The sequence below is a fragment of the Mucilaginibacter sp. P5_A6 genome (assembly GCF_056400585.1).
The window spans coordinates 282,018-297,787 of sequence record NZ_JBFUKZ010000008.1; the positions used below are offsets into that span (position 1 = coordinate 282,018).

General features: G+C 42.0%; 16 protein-coding genes. 8 read left to right on the forward strand and 8 right to left on the reverse strand.

The annotated features are described in order from the left end of the window. Positions 1–21 precede the first annotated feature (21 nt). Positions 22–1,728: a hypothetical protein gene (locus AC1DO4_RS11415; protein ID WP_477415823.1), complete on the reverse strand. Its 1,707-nt coding sequence runs from the start codon at positions 1,726–1,728 to the stop codon at positions 22–24. An 88-nt stretch (positions 1,729–1,816) separates the two neighbouring features. Then, the gene (locus AC1DO4_RS11420; protein WP_477415825.1) at positions 1,817–2,581 is read right to left on the reverse strand and encodes a hypothetical protein; all 765 of its coding nucleotides are present in this window, start codon (positions 2,579–2,581) and stop codon (positions 1,817–1,819) included. A 226-nt stretch (positions 2,582–2,807) separates the two neighbouring features. On the opposite strand from AC1DO4_RS11420, the gene AC1DO4_RS11425 reads away from it, so the two are divergent. Next, the gene (locus AC1DO4_RS11425; protein ID WP_477415827.1) at positions 2,808–3,449 is read left to right on the forward strand and encodes a response regulator; all 642 of its coding nucleotides are present in this window, start codon (positions 2,808–2,810) and stop codon (positions 3,447–3,449) included. Here AC1DO4_RS11425 and AC1DO4_RS11430 read toward each other — a convergent pair. Together AC1DO4_RS11430 and AC1DO4_RS11435 are read right to left on the reverse strand one after the other, a co-directional pair. Further along, positions 3,444–5,231: a tetratricopeptide repeat-containing sensor histidine kinase gene (locus tag AC1DO4_RS11430; protein WP_477415829.1), complete on the reverse strand. Its 1,788-nt coding sequence runs from the start codon at positions 5,229–5,231 to the stop codon at positions 3,444–3,446. The genes AC1DO4_RS11425 and AC1DO4_RS11430 overlap by 6 nt on opposite strands. 161 nt (positions 5,232–5,392) lie before the next feature. Further along, positions 5,393–5,623, reverse strand: a complete 231-nt coding sequence (locus AC1DO4_RS11435) for a hypothetical protein (RefSeq protein ID WP_477415831.1) — start codon at positions 5,621–5,623, stop codon at positions 5,393–5,395. 550 nt (positions 5,624–6,173) lie between these two features. Between AC1DO4_RS11435 and AC1DO4_RS11440 the strand changes: the two genes are divergently transcribed. Together AC1DO4_RS11440 and AC1DO4_RS11445 are read left to right on the forward strand one after the other, a co-directional pair. Then, on the forward strand, positions 6,174–6,812 hold the full coding sequence (locus AC1DO4_RS11440; protein ID WP_477415833.1) for a hypothetical protein: 639 nt from the start codon (positions 6,174–6,176) through the stop codon (positions 6,810–6,812). 82 nt (positions 6,813–6,894) lie between these two features. Further along, positions 6,895–7,695: a hypothetical protein gene (locus tag AC1DO4_RS11445; RefSeq protein WP_477415835.1), complete on the forward strand. Its 801-nt coding sequence runs from the start codon at positions 6,895–6,897 to the stop codon at positions 7,693–7,695. Between the two features lie 356 nt (positions 7,696–8,051). Here the strand turns inward: AC1DO4_RS11445 and AC1DO4_RS11450 are convergent, their stop codons facing one another. The 3 genes from AC1DO4_RS11450 to AC1DO4_RS11460 all read right to left on the reverse strand — a co-directional run bounded on the left by AC1DO4_RS11450 (position 8,052) and on the right by AC1DO4_RS11460 (position 10,077). After that, positions 8,052–8,813, reverse strand: coding sequence for a LytR/AlgR family response regulator transcription factor (locus AC1DO4_RS11450; RefSeq protein WP_477415837.1), 762 nt, complete (start codon positions 8,811–8,813; stop codon positions 8,052–8,054). Further along, positions 8,794–9,813, reverse strand: a complete 1,020-nt coding sequence (locus AC1DO4_RS11455) for a sensor histidine kinase (RefSeq protein ID WP_477415839.1) — start codon at positions 9,811–9,813, stop codon at positions 8,794–8,796. The genes AC1DO4_RS11450 and AC1DO4_RS11455 overlap by 20 nt, the downstream gene beginning before the upstream one ends. Before the next feature lie 114 nt (positions 9,814–9,927). Further along, on the reverse strand, positions 9,928–10,077 hold the full coding sequence (locus AC1DO4_RS11460; protein WP_477415841.1) for a hypothetical protein: 150 nt from the start codon (positions 10,075–10,077) through the stop codon (positions 9,928–9,930). 129 nt (positions 10,078–10,206) lie between these two features. Here AC1DO4_RS11460 and AC1DO4_RS11465 point away from each other — a divergent pair, with 129 nt between their 5' ends. The 5 genes from AC1DO4_RS11465 to AC1DO4_RS11485 all read left to right on the forward strand — a co-directional run bounded on the left by AC1DO4_RS11465 (position 10,207) and on the right by AC1DO4_RS11485 (position 12,934). Further along, positions 10,207–11,007 carry a DUF1223 domain-containing protein gene (locus AC1DO4_RS11465; RefSeq protein ID WP_477415843.1) on the forward strand — a complete coding sequence of 267 codons (801 nt, stop codon included), beginning with the start codon at positions 10,207–10,209 and terminating at the stop codon, positions 11,005–11,007. 8 nt (positions 11,008–11,015) lie between these two features. Continuing rightward, entirely contained in the window at positions 11,016–11,204 is a 189-nt protein-coding gene (locus AC1DO4_RS11470; protein ID WP_477415845.1) for a hypothetical protein, read from the forward strand. 122 nt (positions 11,205–11,326) lie between these two features. Further along, positions 11,327–11,554, forward strand: a complete 228-nt coding sequence (locus AC1DO4_RS11475) for an OsmC family protein (protein ID WP_477415847.1) — start codon at positions 11,327–11,329, stop codon at positions 11,552–11,554. Then, positions 11,551–11,784 (forward strand): OsmC family protein, encoded by a 234-nt coding sequence (locus AC1DO4_RS11480; RefSeq protein ID WP_477415849.1) that lies wholly within the window; start codon positions 11,551–11,553, stop codon positions 11,782–11,784. The genes AC1DO4_RS11475 and AC1DO4_RS11480 overlap by 4 nt, the downstream gene beginning before the upstream one ends. Before the next feature lie 103 nt (positions 11,785–11,887). Beyond that, a complete protein-coding gene (locus tag AC1DO4_RS11485; RefSeq protein ID WP_477415851.1) occupies positions 11,888–12,934 on the forward strand; it encodes an alpha/beta fold hydrolase in 1,047 nt (348 codons plus the stop codon). 196 nt (positions 12,935–13,130) lie between these two features. On the opposite strand, the gene AC1DO4_RS11490 is transcribed toward AC1DO4_RS11485, so the two are convergent. Then, positions 13,131–15,719: a TonB-dependent receptor gene (locus AC1DO4_RS11490; RefSeq protein ID WP_477415853.1), complete on the reverse strand. Its 2,589-nt coding sequence runs from the start codon at positions 15,717–15,719 to the stop codon at positions 13,131–13,133. Between the last annotated feature and the right edge of the window lie 51 nt (positions 15,720–15,770).

The window sequence follows — 15,770 nt, forward strand, 5'->3', positions numbered from 1 at the left end:
AATTTAACCAACAAACATTTTTTAACGACAGTGCAAACTAAATTTTGCGGTAATATTTAAGGTATTGCTGCCTGTATCGTATATGGCCGAGCCGTTTATCCCATTAATTGACGGGAACAAAAAGTTTCGGGGCGCCATTGTAAACAGCGGCGATTCGTACCATATATAGCTATTATAAGCGTACATATAATACTGGTCGCCGTTAAATAATTTGATGCTGTATTTGCCATTGCTTCCGGTAATACCCGTACCAAAGGCATACCGGATGACTCCCCTGTTTACATAGGCATAAGTCCATGCGTTTTGATTGATTTTTGCAGCACCTGCATCATACAGAAAAAACCATCCCGAAGGCAAAAGATTCACATTTTTATTGCTGCAATAACCCATAATATTAAGGTTTACATTAATAAGCGAAGGAGAAGCAGGAACACCAAAAGTTAAATCGACCGAACCCTGGCTACATGGATTAAATAACCCTGTTTGTGCAAGTATAGGTAAACGCGGATTAAGATATAAGTTGAAGCTGCTGATCACTACCTTACATTGTGCAATATCAGGTACATAAGGAAACACTACTACATCACCATCATGCACAAATTCGCCATGGGCGCCCGCCAGGTACTGGTTATTAGGTGTAACTATGGTTACATCGTAAATACCGCTGTTGCCTGCTCCGCAATGGATGCGTACGGTTAAAGGCTTATAACAAGTGCCGTATGAACGCCCGGCAACTGCCCAGCTCCAGTCGAGATTAAAGCAGCAGAGGTGCGAAGTTTCAAAATTGGCCGTTAGGTTACCATTGTCATCGTTTGTTATAGTTACATTCCCTTCGCTTTTCCACTGGCCTGTTTCCTCTGTAAGGCTCCACAAAGGAACAGTGTCCCCTGCTTTTATATTGCTGCCTGTAACAAAATTTGTGGTATTTGGGTCAAGCTTCATGCTCACTTGTATTGGCTTTGAAAAGCCCCTAACCTGTGTACCGGCTGCCGACATTTTTATAGATATTAAGCCCGCTGACACAAAGTTAATGGCATTGCCGTCATTAACCTGCCTGCCCGATTGATCTAAAACGTTGGTAGGACTAAAGCCTCCGGGAAATGATCCGTACGAAGTAGGAGAAACCGCGCTGTAGTCAACAATGCTTGATGTTAGTTGCGCTGCACTTATGCCCCCGCCACTGGCATCAAACATTTGGGTGCCCGGCTGAATTTTAATTTGAGCGGTTTCAACCATACCGGCCCTTTGAGGCACATTCAGGGTGGCGCCATCAGAAATTCCGCCCGATAATGGCGAAGTAGTAACCAAAACAGCTGTGCCGCCGGGTGGATTAGCGTATTCAACAACACCAACATCAACAATTGTAGCCGTATCTTTTGTAATAGTAACAGTTTGCACTATGGGAGCAAAGCCAGGAATTTCGGCCGAAACATTAAATGTAACCGGTGCCGATGTCGATGGAGCGGCATTCCCGGTAAGCGATAATGGCAACAAGCCATGCGAGGCTTTAAAGTTTGAAGTAGCCCCTCCATCCATTTGTACAAGCGCAGCATCCTTACCGGATATTTTAACATCAAAATTTCCCGGCTGATTGCCTGAGTTGCTGTTTGCGTTTGCAAAATGCAATAATACAGGCGCTTTGGTGAGCCTGCTCTCGTTAAGGGTGAGAGATATCCCCTCATTAGGTTTTTTGCAGCTGTTAATTGAAAGAATTAATAATGGTAACATAATCAGTAAAAAGACAGTTATAAGAAACCCAGTCTCCTTTCCTGAACGGAATTGCGGTTTAAGCTTAAAGGTGATTTTCATAGTGATATTATTTGATTCTGAAATTAAAGTTGAGTTGAATTACAGGCAGCCAGCGGTAGCTTTGCATGTTTTTATTAAATTGCTGAGCATTAGTATCATTTTCTGATAATAATGCTGTTCCGCTAAATGAAGTGCCGGGGCTGGAAATGTAATAAGTGCCAACATCAAGGTTGACGTTTAAAAGCCTGTGTGGAAAGCTTCTGAAAAGAGCAAAGCCTAAGTAGGGCGCAACACCTTTCCATGTTACATCAGCATGTATTACACCAATTTGATCTTTGGTGAGCGACCGGCTTCCAATATTATAACCGCCCGATGGTGTTATTATGGCAGTGGCCTTACCTTTTGTAAGGTATGAGGCACCGCCCACAAACCGGAAGCTTTGGCTTTTAAAAGGCGAATAGTCGGCCAGTAAATGCAGGTTAGAGAATCTTGTTGATAAATTACCTTGTACCGGAAATGACGAAAATGAAAAAGCCCGGCTTGCATTTACCGGGATAATGCCAAAACCCAGCCGGCCTGATAGATTTGGTAAAAACCCATATTTAACATCAGCCCCTATACCCTGGCTGCCAACGAGGATCTGTAAAGACATAGGCGAAACAAATTTAGGAGCATCGGCATATGCTGTTACCGGGTTTTCCTGTGGTTTGACAGGTTTTAATGGTTTAGTTTCAGGCCTCGACAGGATTATTGTATTTTCTGAAGATTTCTCCTGGGCAAGGGCTGTTATACAAAACAGCATTATTACAATTGTAGTGATAAAGTATTGCATTGCTTTTTGAGGTTAATAGGTTCTTATTAAATATGATAGGTGAATGTGTATATTGTACCCATGGTTTACAGGCTTCATCCGGGAGTAAATAAGTGCGATTTTTTCATGGTATCTTCTCTGTTTTTAATAACACAATTTTATGGAGCAGCGGCAAGGCACACAATACAAAGCAGTTGGTATTTTTTTGCATTGGTGAGAAAGCATAGATTTATAAATAAATAGCACCATGGAAATGACAGCTGAAAAATTAACAGTGATCATAGCAGATGATCATACTTTATTTATAAACGGGCTTTGTATGCTACTGCAAAATGAGCCTGATATCGAAATCATGAATATTGCGGCCAATGGCAAGGAAGTGCTGGGGTTATTACATACCAGCACACCCAACCTCATTTTGCTTGATATAAACATGCCGGGTATTAATGGCTTTGAGGTGCTTAAACGGGTAAAATCTTATTATCCGAAAATTAAGGTGATCATGCTTTCTACCTATAATGAAGAGCATCTGATTGAAAAAGCAAAAGCCGGGGGGGCCAACGGTTATATATTTAAAAATGCCGAAAAGAGTGAATTGTTAAAGGTAATGCGTTTAGTGGGACAAGGCCAGTTATGTTTTCCATACAAGCCACCTGTTGTAAATTCAACGTTTGATGAATCAGACCCATTTTTAAAACAATTCCAGCTAACCAAAAGGGAAACCGAACTATTACAATTTATTAAACAGGATTTTACCAATCAGCAAATGGCTGATCATCTTCACCTGAGCATTTATACAGTTGAAACGCACCGGAAAAACATCATGCAAAAGCTGAATTTGAAAAACCCGGTAGAGCTTTCCAGGTTTATGTTACAGTATAATTTATAGGGTTTTACTGGTAACCGGAATATAAACTGATACCAGCGTGCCTTTACCCACCTGCGAATCCAGTTCAACCTTACCATTTAAAAAATTAATTCGCGATCGCAGGTTATTCAGGCCCATTCCCTTGTATATTTCGGGGTTGGCTGCATCAAACCCCTGGCCATTATCCTCAATAGTTAAGCTAATGCTCTCTTTGTCTCTAATCAATGAAATATCAAGCCTGCCTGCATTTGCATGTTTCATTACATTATTTACGCTTTCCTGTAACACCCTGTATAAAATAATTTCTGTAGTATCATCAAAAGGCAAATCAAAGCCCGTGCTGAAAAAATTTATAACAATGGCATCATTCTCAATGTTCTCAATAAATTGTTTAACTACCTGGGCCAGGCCTGTTTTATGAAGCGCCCAGGGCATCATGTTATGTGATATTGTTCTTACTTCCCTAAAACCGTAATCAACCAGGTTAATTGCTTTCTCAAATCGTTTTCTTTGTTCATCGTTTACAAAAGGCAATTCGCCGCCAATAACGGTTAAGTTAATTTTGGCGGCAGACATCGTTTGGCTTACACTGTCGTGCAGGTCCTGTGCAATTCTTCTTCGTTCGCTTTCTTCGGTTTTAATTATGGCCTGCATAGCAATGTTGCGTTGCTTTAGCTGCATTTGCTTATAATAAATAAAACCTATTAAAAGCATCAACAGTATAACAACAAATATGCCCGTCATCCAATAATTACGTTTTGTTATCTCAAACTGCTGTTGCAATAGCTGGTCTTCCCTTTGTGTTATCTCATATTTAGTTTGCAACTCATCAATGGTTTTTGAATTTTTGTTGTTACCCAAAGCATTTAATGCCATACGCTTTTTTAAATAAACAAGCGATTGGCGGTAGTCACCCGTTTGCCCGTACAAATCAGCAATCTCATTTACAGCGCTGCTTTGCATGTCTGCATAATTTATTTTAGTTGCATATTGTAAGCAGTTTTGTAAAGCATCCAGCGATTGGGGGTACATTCTTTTACTCTTGTATAACAACCCCAGGTTAAAGTAACTGATGGTAAGCGCCAGGGTATCATTCAAAGCTCTTTTTGTATCTATAGTTTTTAAAATATCCCCTACCGATTCATTTTTTTGTTTAATACTTCCCATAACATCCACCATAAAATTATGGCTGTAAGCTTCGGATGTATTTTCTTTCGCTTTTTTAACAAAATCCAAAGAATCACTTATATCAAAGGATTGTCTGAAATAATTTAAAGCCTCCCGGTAGTTGTGTTTGGCTTCGTATAATAATGCAACCTGGTTTAAAGCAGCTATCAGCATACTCCGCGATCCGGTTTTAGGAGCATATGAAATTACCCTGTTGTAAAATTCAATAGYCTTATCGTAATTCTTTAATTTAACATATTGCGTTGCCAATTGAGTATAGTTATCTGCCAAAACATCTTCCTGGTGTATTGTACCAAGAACGCCTGCGGCCTTATCATAATAATTGGCCGTAGAATCGTAGTTGCCTTCCAGGTAATAAGCTTTTCCTACATCTCTTAGTATTAAACCAGCAGCTTTTCTATTATTTAGTTTGGTCGCAAGGCTTAACCCCACCTTTGCAATTGCAATGGTTTCGTTCGGCTTTTTTGGGGATGAATAACTTGTAATTTGTGTGGCAGCGTTTAAACGTTTTTGAGCGGAGGATTTACTGAAAACTATTTTTTTTAAACTATCAATATTTTGACCGGAACACGGAATTATAGCCAAAAGAAGCAAAAGAGAAAAAAGGTATTTCATATCCGGGTATATGTTCCCAGTTAAAGATAGTAAATTCAATCCTACCCGCAAAACCGCAATGGCTACCAGCGATTTATAGGTTTTACAGGCTTATGCTGCCAACAGGTATGTTCCCTTTACTTACCTGCTTTTGTATAATAGTTGAATAGCCGCGCTTTTTTTTACAAAGCCGGATATTCGTTTTGCGAAAAAAAATCAAACTTTGTAATAATTATGATCAATGCAGATAATATAGCCAGGGCTAAAAATAAGCTTTGCCGCTGTTTGGCGCCAATAATATAGGTCACCTTGCCTGTACCCTTTAACCTGTTGAATTTAAGTTTGTACATATGCGACAATACAATAAAGATAAGGGGGATGCAGTAAATTAAATAATCTGAATAGCTGTTCATATGCTTTTATTTTTAGGTAAAACAATGTGAATCAAAGTGTTTTAGCATAAAGTGTAAACTAAGTCAACACTTATTTCATCGTGATTTTTTTTTGTTTTTAATTACACAATTTTATGGAGCAGCAGTGAGGCACACAATACAAAGCAGTTGGTATTTTGTACCCGGGCGAGAAAGCATACATTTACAATTAATAATTACGATGGAAATGATTGTCCAAAAAACCACCTGTGAGCATCAAACGATCATATAAACTGGCGGAAGCAGGCATGGGGCCATCAATATTTGGAAGTATATCCTACGAATTAATAAAAAAGTTTAACTTTAATATGGAATGAATTTGGAGCGCTGCCGGATATCAAAATATTTAAAAACATTGACTATTGGTGTTGATATACAAAACTTAACAAGATATTTTTTGGATAAAAAAATTCAGGATTTATAATGCTATCCGCTTTTATAAAAAGATAATTATTGAATGAACACGTCATACATAATCAAAAAAACAGAAAAAAAAGGGAGGCGCAGTAAATTACTGCCAATCTTAATTTTGATGTTAATAGTGGTTGCCGGTTGTTTAAATGAAGTATTGGCACAAAGCAGGAACAACCAATCGGATTGGAACGTACCTCCGCCTTTGGCGCCTCGCAACATAAAAAAGGGAAATACTCCGTCGGGTAAACAAATTGTACTAACCCTTAGTGATATACCTGCAATTTCCCTGCCGCCTGCACCCGCTGTTCAAATGCCGGTTTTGGCCGCAATTGCCACAACAGCACCGCTAATAAATGCCCCCGGCCAGCCGGTTATATTGGATGCTGATGCCGGATTGCCCGAAATTCCATTGCCTTCCGCGCCTGATGCCCCGCCACTGCCAAAGCAATCTTCCCAGGACGCACAGGTTTCACCTATTGCTGACCTGCCTGTTCCGCCATCGCCGGAATTGCCTGCTTTTCCTGCTGAGCCAAAACCTTCAAAACAAACAACAGTTGTAAACGGGCTTATACCTGTAATGCCGGATGTGATCAGTCCGCTTACTATTTCACTGCCCACTGGTGGCGTCCTCATTGCCTGGCCAACACCCGGCATTCCGGAAAATATAAGTTTTAAGCTGGTAATACCGGCAGGATCAAAGGCCATTAAACCTCGCGGTAAAGGCGTAAAAAAAGTAAAATCTAAATTAATAAAATAAACCGGCTTTAATTATGAGTCGGAACAGTAATCATGGCATAATGTCAAAATATACCAGCAGGCATTATAACAATAGCACTAAAATGAAAACTACCCCAGGCGGTTTAAAACATATATTAATTATAATGTTGACGTTTATCAGCAGTGTTACCTGTGCGCAGATCAGATTTAAAGCGGGGGACGAATTTCAAAGACAGGTAATTACAAAATCAAATTGTGTGTTGCAGCGCGGCAGCCAAACGCTGCACGTTGGTTCGGTTTCAATTGTTGTAAAAACTTACAAAGTAGCCGATGCTTCTGAAAATGGAGCTTTTTTTATAATTACAACAAATAAGCTTATCGACACTATAAATGCAATGGACCAAAATTTGGTATACAGTTCGGGTAAACCGGCCGACCCGAATTCGGCTATCCAGGTTGGTTTGCAGAAGATGGTAAATGCCCCATCATCGGTTTCGGTGAATAATAAAGGAGAAATATTGCGTTTAAAGCGTTCAGTAACTGTAAACGACACGTTGTTGTCATTCACCGGGATACAGCCAGAGCGTTTATTGCCAGGTACTACCTTACAATTCATGGTGAATTTTCCGGTAAACCCAACGCTAAAAAAGGGATATTCATGGACAGATACCACACCATTAGCCGAAACCAACTATACAATTTATGCTATAAACGGCCGCACAACTACAATAACATACAAAACATCTGTTTTGGGTGGTAATTTAAATAGCCGCATTAACGGATCAATATTAATAGATAACAATACCGGTATTATTTTAAAACGCTATTCACAAAGCGTTTCTACCGGGTACGAAATGGTAAATGGCATAGTTTACACGGCAACCCGCAGATCGGCCATTACCGAGGTGAGCACTAAAAAATAAAAGTAAATATCCGCCAAACATAGCGTACAAATTTCAACGACGTATTCAAGAGTCGGTTAAAGCCCCTAAGCCGAGATGGCATAGACCTTCGCTTCCCAGGGAAAAATCGGTTCCCGCCCGGCCCATTCCGGCGGCACCATCCTGTCTTGCGAAATTTCTTTCCAATGTTTACCATCAGGCAATAAGGGCCAATTGTTTACGCGGTATTCTGCGTTTGGATTTCCCGCATCGGGTGTGCCATAATCCGAAAAGTTAGCTACTACAACAACAAAATCACCGGTGCCGGTATCTCCCCGTTTTTTGCAATTTAAATGCTCCGTTCGCTTTAAGCCGTAATATTCATCCCCTTTTTGTTGCTACCTGTTTTCGAGCCAGCTTAAAAAAACGCTTGTCTTTTCTTTTCCAATCAATAACTTATCGGGACTGGGGATAACAAGCTTAACAAATAACTTCCGGGCAAAATAATGTTCAACTTCCTTAATAGCGCTAAAATTAACGAGGTATTGCCTGTTTAGCCTGAAAAATTGTTTGGGAGATAACAGATCCTGTACCTGGTCAAGCGATTGCGTAATGGCATATTCCTGCTCCTGGAAGGTCATGATGGTAGCAGAATCATTCCTGATATAGATAAAGGCTATATTATCTGTTTGTACAGTACTGTATTTATTATGCTTAAAAACTAAAAAGCTTTTTTTGCCCTCATCCTGGCCAATCATTTTTAATAGCCCGTTCAGGTCGGGCGGCGTATTTTGCTGGAAAAAATTTTTAAAGTTTTCCACCTTCGTAAAAGCATCCTGTAATTCTTCTTTCGAAAAAGGCTTTAGTAAATAGTCAATCCCGTTGGCCTTAATAGCGTCCATTGCGTATTCGCCATATGCAGTACAAAACACTATGGGGCAATGAATTTTAACTGCCTTAAATATCTCGAAGCACAAACCATCAGAAAGCTGGATATCCATAAAGATAAGGTCGGGCTCTTCATTTTGTGACAGATAATTAACTGCGCCTTCAATGCTTTGTAACTGTGCCATGATTTGAGCTGCAGGCCTGAGTTTGGAGATCAGGTTTGCCAGCGACTTTGCTGCTTTTAGCTCGTCTTCAATAATGAGGATTTTCATGAATGATTGGGAGTTTTATGGTAAACAATGTTTCGCTGGCCTGGATTTCGATTTTTTTATTTAAAAGATGAATATAGCGCTGGTTGATGTTTTCGAGTCCCATTCCCATAGAAGCCTCGGGGGTTCTTTTCAGCTGAAGCCTGTTTTCAACAACCAGGAAATCTTTGTTTGAATACAGGCTGATACGCAACGGATAATCTAACGACACCACATTGTGCTTAATGGCATTCTCCACCAGGAGCTGCAGCGTAAAAGGTGGTATAAGCGATTGATAATGATCCGGGCTGATATTGATAAAAAGATCGATACCATCCTCAAAACGCGCCTTTAGCAGGAAAACGTAGGCATTAAGTATTTCCAGTTCTTCGGCAAGTTTTATCAGGTCCTGCTTTCGGCTTTCCAGCGTGAACCTGTAAAAATCCGAGAGCTTTAAAATAAAATCTACCGTATGTGTATCATCGCTCTCAACCATATATTTTAAAGTGTTTAAACTATTAAACAAAAAGTGTGGATTTACCTGCTGCTTAAGCAATTCATACTGCGCGCCCAGGTTATCTGATTTAGTTCGTTCCAGTTCAATACCTACCTGCTGGTTTTGGTAACTCTGGTACGCCATATTTAAAAACATATAAAACATAATGTTTACCAGGATACCCCTTACTTCGAACATGAGCATTACCGGGCCAAAATTTAAACGCGAGAGCAGGAATTGCTGTATGCAGGCTAAAATAAACATCACCACTATACCAAAAAACAAGCCTTTTATTAGCCGTGTGATGGAAAAACCATTGGCAACATCCCTTGAAGTATAGGCCGGAAGCGTAATAATATTATAATACCATATAAAAACCGCGAATAAAAATGTTACGATTGAATCGACAAGTGCCTCGTAAGGATTAAAATGATGCTCGGCAATTTTGGGTACCGAGGTAAGCACACCCAGGAAAAAGGAGCTTAACCAGATTATTTTATTGGAAATTTTAAATGATTTCTTGTTCATACTGCAGATTAAATGTAGCATTTTAATAATTGTTAGCCAGGTTGACATTGCAGATATGCAAATAGCATACAATATCCTGGTACCGTCGCTAAATTAAGATACAGGAACCGTCATTCAGCACATGAAATAGCCGAAATAGGCAATATTATACCTGGGGCGGGCATTTTGAGCTATGGTATTGCTCTGTAACACCGATACCCCTGTAGCCGCACATCCCTGGTCTGTTTGAGTCGCTCTTGCCGCGTGTTTCTGAGCCGGATTCATGACACGTATGGTTGTCCGCTTCAGCGTCCGATTTACCTGGCTCCCCGGGGGTTATGTCCAACCCAACCAGTTTGAGCTAACCGAACGTCCGCTTTCAAAATAGTTTTGTGGTACAAATCAAAAAGAAAAATGAAATCTATCAGAATGTTAGCAATTGCTACAGGATTTATTATCAGCGTCTTATCCGTCATGGCCTTTATGGGTGAGGATAAGACCCCGACTAAAAAAAATACAGCGAAGACTGCCGGAAATGGTTTCGTGGTATTGGAGCTGTTTACATCAGAAGGCTGTTCAAGCTGCCCGCCTGCAGATGAGCTGCTGGCCAAAATACAGCAGGAAGCACAGGGCAAAGCTGTTTATTTACTGGCATACCATGTGGATTACTGGAATCGCCTGGGCTGGAAAGATATTTTTAGCAGCGCAGATTTTTCGAAAAGGCAAATGCAGTACGGGCACTGGCTTAGCGCACAGATTTATACACCACAGGTTGTTGTAAACGGAACGGCAGAATTTGTAGGCTCGGATGAGCCGGCGCTTCGCAACGCCATCTCAAATCAACAGGCAATTAAACCTTCTGCAAGCCTGGCACTCCAGGCCCGCCAGGAGGGAGAAAAGCTTATAATACAATACCAGTCAGGCAAGGGCCTTAAGGATATTAGTTTACTTGTGGCAATCGTACAAAAAGCCGCTCAAAGTAAAGTAGAACGTGGTGAAAACGCCGGTCACACACTCTCTCATGTACAAATAGTCCGCAAAATACAGCGTGCCGCGCTTGATGCCACCGGAACCGGCAGTAGCACCCTCATATTGCCAAAAGAGTTCAACGCTCAAAACTGGGAAGTATTAGGGCTGATACAAAACCAAACCAACGGCGAAATTTTAGCCGCCACCCGGGCCAGTTTCAACACCGCAACAGGTACAGCAAAATAATAAGCATCATGAACACTCTTAGCAAATACGGGCAAAACAGGTTAATTATCGGCCTGATATCGTTACTGTCGATGTCGTTTCTTGCAAGCGCTCCTTTTGAAAGTAACCCACAGGATTGCCAGATGATCAGCGCGATAAAAAGGAAGAACAAGAACTCTGCACAGCGTTCAAATCTTTACGCTAACCAGGATGTATAATTCGGCTTTAAAAATGTCTAACTCAGGATCAATCTGGCCAACTTAAGCCATTTGATGATAGGCCGCAGGGCAATACAGCAGTACTTTTGACTAACAATAAAAACAATTTTAAAAATAAAACAATGGAAAATAACAAAATAGGAGATGCATCAGCAATCGCCACAACTCAAACCGAAAAAGTATTATACACAGGTAAAACCCACACTACAGGTGGCCGCGATGGCGGCTCGTCACGCAGCTCTGATGACCGTTTGGACATTAAGCTTTCTGTTCCCGGCACCCAGGGCAGCGGCACCAATCCAGAGCAACTGCTTGCCGCTGGCTGGTCGGCCTGTTTATTGGCGCAATGAAAATTGCAGCCGGTAAAATGAACGTAAGGTTCCCCGCCGATGGGGCTGTTGACACCGAAGTAGATTTGGTTTCAACCGGCGATGCTTACTCCCTCCAGGCTCGCCTCAACATAAACCTGCCGGGTATTGAACGTGAAATTGCCCAGGCCCTGGCAGATGCTGCTCACCAGACATGTCCGTATTCTAAAGCTACACGGGGCAACATCGCCGTTGAGATTAACGTGATCTAAGCCGCCCCTTTTATAAAAACAGCCCAACCGTGTTTACCGGGCAGGCTGTTTTTAACCATGAAGAGTGATAAAATATTAATGGAAATTGAATAAATAGAAATATATGTCAGAAGAACTCAAATATGATCGCCGCCGCTTTTTGGGGGCCGCGGCCATCGCCATCGCTGCAGGTCCGCTTGTTATGCTCGGTTCTGCCAGCGCAAAACCCAACCAGGTAAACACGGCAGAAACAACCGTTGTTAAACGCAGTGCAAGTACCTCATTTAGTACGCTGAAGCAAATAGATGCAGGTGTTTTAAATGTTGGATATGCCGAAGCCGGTCCGGCTAATGGCCCGGTTGTAATTTTGCTGCACGGCTGGCCTTATGATATTCACAGCTTTGCAGATGTTGCTCCTTTGCTGGCAGCCAAAGGTTACAGAGTGATCATTCCTTATCTGCGGGGTTTTGGGACTACCCGTTTTCTTTCAGACAAAACATTTCGAAACGGCCAGCAATCTGTAATTGCTGCCGATATCATCGCTTTAATGGATGCGCTTAAAATCCCAAAAGCAATCATTGCGGGTTTTGACTGGGGAGCGCGTACGGCCAACATTATGGCAGCACTTTGGCCCCAACGCTGCAAGGCGCTTGTTGCTGTGAGTGGCTACCTTATTGTCAATCGTATAAAAAATTTACAGCCATTGCCGCCAAAGGCCGAGCTGGGCTGGTGGTACCAGTATTACTTTGCCACCGAACGCGGTCGCACGGGTTATGATGCCAACCGCCACGATTTTAACAAACTCATCTGGAAGAATGCGTCACCAAAATGGGATTTCGATGATGCAACTTTCGATCGCTCTGCAGCATCATTCAACAACCCGGATCATGTTGACATCGTGATCCACAATTATCGCTGGCGGCTGAGTCTTGCTGAAGGCGATCCCCGATACGATCAACTGGAGAAAAAACTTGCCGAAGGCCCTGTCATCACCGTACCTACAATTACCATTAGCAGTGATTTTGACGGTACAGCCGCAGACGGGACTTCCTATGCCAAAAAATTCGCGGGCAAATATTCGCACCAGATCTTAAATGGCATAGGTCACAATGTGCCTCAGGAGGCCCCGCAGGCATTTGCTAATGCTATTGTGGAAGTAGATGGTTATTGATGTTAAATAAAAGCTAAAAGCAGAATGCACAAAGCAAAAAGTCAATGCTTTGATTATTATTCAGGCCAGATTGATTTATGTGAAATTATTTAACAGACTTAATATAATAAACTTCCCAGGCTATCCGGATAGCATAAAATTGGGCTCAAATGAGTTAAGACAGATAGCGTCCTAAAAATCACATATGAACCCAATTTTACTTTATATTCAGGGTGAGCGTAGTATAGTAGAAACCGCCTATAGCTGGTCCGCCTAAATACGAGTAATAGTATTTATTGGTTAAATTACTTGCCCCAATTTTAACGTTAAGCCCGGTTTTCATGAAATCGTAATTAACCTGCGCATCAATAGTACCGTAAGCCTGCACATTACCATTAACTAAAAACGACTGCCAGTAAAAACCACTTTGCCATTTATAGGTAGCATTAAACCCGAAATTGCCTATTACCCGGTTACCCCCGAATGAATAATTGGTAATCCATTGCGGGGTATTAAAGCCATCCTCCAAAGCATCCTCATTGGCAGTACGTTGTAGTTTGGCGTAGGATACATTGCCCGACAGGATAAACTTTTGCCATATTTTATACTGCAAGCCCAAACTTCCGCCAATGTTGTAAACTGTACTCTGCGAGTTTGTCCAGGCGCGGTAGCGGGCTTGTTTGGTTTTGTCGTTAAGGTAATACGGGATGGAATCTGGTTTTTGGGTATTAGGTACGTTGATCTCAATCTGCCCGATGAAATTGTTATACCTGTTGTAGTAAAAATCAGCATCCACACTTAAATCGCCCTCAAAAAACAGGGATTTATAGCCTGCCTCAAACGAATTGATATGCTCGGGCTGCAAATAGGTGTAAGTATTTTTTTTAAGCAGGCCTTTCTCCTTTTCAATGGCCGCGCCGGTAGTGCTCCCCGCATTGAAATCATTTTTTACAGCCGCCTGGAAAGCATCGATAGAGGTACGGATATATGAGTTTTCAAAAACCCCGCTCGATACCACCCTTAAACCACCTACCCGTTTTACCCCACCGCTGTTTACATTGGAGAAGGCCTCAAAAAGGCTCGGGAAACGGTAGCCGCTTTGGTACGACACCCTGAAATTTTGTTCGGGTACAGGCGAATAAACCGCGGTAAAGCGTGGGTTTAATTTCAGGCTGAAATAATCGTTCCTGTCGGCGCGCAGGGTGGCAGATAGTTTTAGTTCATGATCAAAAAATTCTTTGGCAACCTGTACAAAACCACCGGTTTTGCTGTAATCAATATTGCTGTACTCTTTACCCTTCACATAATTAATAAAGTAGTTACCATCCGGATGAATAATGTAGGTACGGTGATCGAAGCCGGCTAACAGATCGAGCCCGGTTTCTTTTTTAAAGGTTGATGAAATGGCATTGGAGATATCAACCTGCCCTTCTACATGCCACATATCATCCTTTACCCGCAGGGCCGAACCAACATCCCAGTTATTGATGTCGGCCAACTTATCAAGCGTTGCTTTAAAAGCTGCTGTTCCGGGTTGGTACCTGCCTGCATCTGCCAGCTGGCGGGCCTGTTGCAAAGCCTGCTGTACCGTTGCTCCGCCGGTTGTTGCGGTATTAAAGCCTTTGGTAAAATCGGCATACCAGGTATTATCATCTTTATAGTTACGATCTTCGTTTTCGGCGGCCGAACGAAGGTTGTATGATTTGCCCGTGTTCTCGCTCGTCCAATAAGCACGTACCTGGTAAATATTGTTTTTTAGTTCGAGCGCGTGTTGCTGTAAAATGTAGCCCGATAGCCTGAAACGGTTTGCGCGCTGGTAAACGTTATCCAAATCGGCAAAGCGATAAGTATAGGTAAGGCGTGTGTTATCATTTATTTTATAAGCCAGGCCCACATCAACTTTCACGTTGTGCAAATTGTAGCTGGTTACATCCTTTTCGGCATAACCGGTACGGGCAATGGAGTATTGCTTACCACCAAGGGTAACCGTTTTCCTGTCAGATGATTCATTGCCGTAACCATTTACCGGGTCGTAGCCAGGATTATCCGGCCCCCCGGGAATGCCTAATTTAGCATTTGCAGCTGCGTTCAGGTCGGTGCGGTTATCGGCAATCCAATCGTAGCCAGTGGTATAGGTTCCGTTTATTTTAAAGGCGAATTTTTTGGAGATCGCTTTCGCCAGCCTAAAACTGGTTTCTGAAAATAATTTGGTCGAGGTTTCAGAATCGCCAATGTGGTTGATGCCCGTTTTTTGCTGAATGCTGACCCCCTGGCTGGTAAAGGGGTCTTTAGTGATAAAATTAGCCAGGCCGTTAATGGCATTGAGGCCATATAAAGCCGAAGCCGTACCGGGGATGATCTCCACACTTTCGATATCCAGGTCGCTGGGGCCCATGGCATCGCCAATTGGTGCGCCTATATGCGGAGCCTGGTTATCAACCCCATCAACCAGTTGGGTAAAGCGTACGTTGGTGGTATTGGCAAAACCCCGGGTGTTAATTATCCGGAAACCAAGGCTCGGGGTTATCAGTTGCACACCTTTTACATTCTCCAGCGCATCAAAAAATGATGGTGCTGCCGACCGTTTAAAATCAGCTGCAGTTATTTTTTCGATACTTATCGGCGACCGTAAAATACTTTCGCTGATGCGTGATGCAGATACCACAACCTCGTTAAGCTCCTGCTTTTTTATCTGTGCAGTATCGTTTTTTTTGGCAACCGTATCTTTTGCTTTTTTGCTGCCCTGCGCAAACAGGTAGCTGCAAGCTAACAACATCAATAATAATAAGTAATAGTTTTTATGCATGCGGCTGCAAGATACAATTCGTTATGCTTTTATTTATATAACGATAAATAA

Coding starts and splice junctions, on each gene's coding strand:
- AC1DO4_RS11415 (WP_477415823.1), bottom strand. CDS start 1,728: ATGTTACCATTATTAATTCTTTCAATTAACAGCTGCAAAAAACCTAAT.
- AC1DO4_RS11440 (WP_477415833.1), top strand. CDS start 6,174: ATGTTAATAGTGGTTGCCGGTTGTTTAAATGAAGTATTGGCACAAAGC.
- AC1DO4_RS11470 (WP_477415845.1), top strand. CDS start 11,016: ATGAACACTCTTAGCAAATACGGGCAAAACAGGTTAATTATCGGCCTG.
- AC1DO4_RS11425 (WP_477415827.1), top strand. CDS start 2,808: ATGGAAATGACAGCTGAAAAATTAACAGTGATCATAGCAGATGATCAT.
- AC1DO4_RS11465 (WP_477415843.1), top strand. CDS start 10,207: ATGAAATCTATCAGAATGTTAGCAATTGCTACAGGATTTATTATCAGC.
- AC1DO4_RS11485 (WP_477415851.1), top strand. CDS start 11,888: ATGTCAGAAGAACTCAAATATGATCGCCGCCGCTTTTTGGGGGCCGCG.
- AC1DO4_RS11480 (WP_477415849.1), top strand. CDS start 11,551: ATGAAAATTGCAGCCGGTAAAATGAACGTAAGGTTCCCCGCCGATGGG.
- AC1DO4_RS11420 (WP_477415825.1), bottom strand. CDS start 2,581: ATGCAATACTTTATCACTACAATTGTAATAATGCTGTTTTGTATAACA.
- AC1DO4_RS11490 (WP_477415853.1), bottom strand. CDS start 15,719: ATGCATAAAAACTATTACTTATTATTATTGATGTTGTTAGCTTGCAGC.
- AC1DO4_RS11460 (WP_477415841.1), bottom strand. CDS start 10,077: ATGAATCCGGCTCAGAAACACGCGGCAAGAGCGACTCAAACAGACCAG.
- AC1DO4_RS11435 (WP_477415831.1), bottom strand. CDS start 5,623: ATGAACAGCTATTCAGATTATTTAATTTACTGCATCCCCCTTATCTTT.
- AC1DO4_RS11475 (WP_477415847.1), top strand. CDS start 11,327: ATGGAAAATAACAAAATAGGAGATGCATCAGCAATCGCCACAACTCAA.
- AC1DO4_RS11455 (WP_477415839.1), bottom strand. CDS start 9,813: ATGAACAAGAAATCATTTAAAATTTCCAATAAAATAATCTGGTTAAGC.
- AC1DO4_RS11450 (WP_477415837.1), bottom strand. CDS start 8,813: ATGAAAATCCTCATTATTGAAGACGAGCTAAAAGCAGCAAAGTCGCTG.
- AC1DO4_RS11445 (WP_477415835.1), top strand. CDS start 6,895: ATGAAAACTACCCCAGGCGGTTTAAAACATATATTAATTATAATGTTG.